Annotated in this window: 1 protein-coding gene and 1 pseudogene; both read left to right on the forward strand. The window is 45.4% G+C overall.

The features are described 5' to 3' along the window. Positions 1-509, forward strand: a pseudogene (locus QMA12_RS21985) (hypothetical protein); the annotation flags it as partial. Beyond that, positions 509-1,472: DUF4150 domain-containing protein (locus QMA12_RS21990; RefSeq protein ID WP_290295317.1), on the forward strand; the 964-nt coding region annotated here is incomplete at its 3' end. The pseudogene QMA12_RS21985 and the gene QMA12_RS21990, both read left to right, overlap by 1 nt.

Here is a 1,472-nt window from a genome sequence, read left to right on the forward strand (position 1 = left end):
ACTTAACTCAACTTAGCAACGACACGTTAATCATTTCTGTTGATTCATGTATTAGCTATCAGTATGTCAGCCAGCAAGCCAAACAAACCACAGTGCAAGTATTAAACGGCCCGCCAGGGGTGATCAACGGTGAAGGCGGATACGCCATGTTAATACACCGGCAAGGTAACCTTACTGCAGATATTTATGAAGGAGCGTTTAGTGCGCAACTAACGCACGCTAATTGCACCAGCCAAGATAGCTACCTATTTGCAGGTGATCAATCACTAGTATGGCAAAAAAAATGGTACGCCTATACCCAAAAAATGTATAAAAAAGGTCAGCCGCTCATCGAGTGTGCAGAGCTCGCAACTGCTCTAGGCTATCAAGGCACTGCAAATTCATTAGCCGCATTAACATTGGCACAAAGCTATTTATGCAACCCACTTACACGTTTACTTGAACAGGTGTTTGTAATTTTTAATGCGCCCCATGAGCAGCTAGTCAAAATTTCAAGGAGTGAGAATTAATGGCCTATATTAATGCCGCAGCAGGCAAGCAAACAGGCAGCGTGCAATATGATATTGATGCGCTGAGCGCTGATGTACGTACTGGAGGCTCAGTCACATGGCGTCACAATAACCCAACATTGTTAGGACTTAATAACAGTGCCCGCAGTAATGGTGCATTAGGTAAAGCCAACGGCATTGCTATTTTTGAAGATAAAGCCAGTGGCGACGCCGCCTTTCTAGATGAAATTGGCCGACCTAAATACCGCGAGAAAACCCTCGGTGAAATGGTAAACACCTTCATACCCGGTTACATTATTCCGCCACCACAATGGGATAGTGAGAAAAACGAACCTATTTTACCGTGGAACGAACCGCAAACTAATATGGATGTAAATAAACCCGTTAGCAACGCGCAGGCTTTTTTAGATTTAGTATCTAGCCATATTGGCTGGGAAGCTGGCAATCAAGAGCAACTTACTAAAGACACTCAATCACAGGCAGCTCAAACCGCTACAGTCTCAGGGCAAAATGTGCTTATAAATGGCCGCACTGCCGTTCACGTAGATAGCGGCGGTAAACTCATGACGGTAGATGTTTGCTTAACTCAAATAGGGCCAAGCGTGGTGCCAATTCCTTACCCAAACAAAGCACAATCAAGTGATGTAACCGGCGTTGCCAGCTCAGTAAAAGTAAATGGCAATGGTGCAGCCAATATAAATAGTACTTTTTCACAAAGTTCAGGTGACTCCCCTGGTGATAAAAAAGGCATAGTCAGCGGCACCAATGATGGCGAAGCAGAATTTATACTAGGCTCGTTCAACGTATTAATTGAAGGCAAACCCGCCGTACGCCAAGGGGATTTAATGATTTCTAACTCAAAAAACACCCCACCCATGCCATTAATGCAATCCGGCGGCCCCGCCCCAAGAGGGTTGAGCGTGCAGGTTAGGGATAGTTTGGGTGATGCTGGTACAACGCCCG

Origin of the sequence: Pseudoalteromonas sp. APC 3893 (genome assembly GCF_030408095.1) — a bacterium.
Classification (GTDB): Bacteria; Pseudomonadota; Gammaproteobacteria; order Enterobacterales; family Alteromonadaceae; genus Pseudoalteromonas.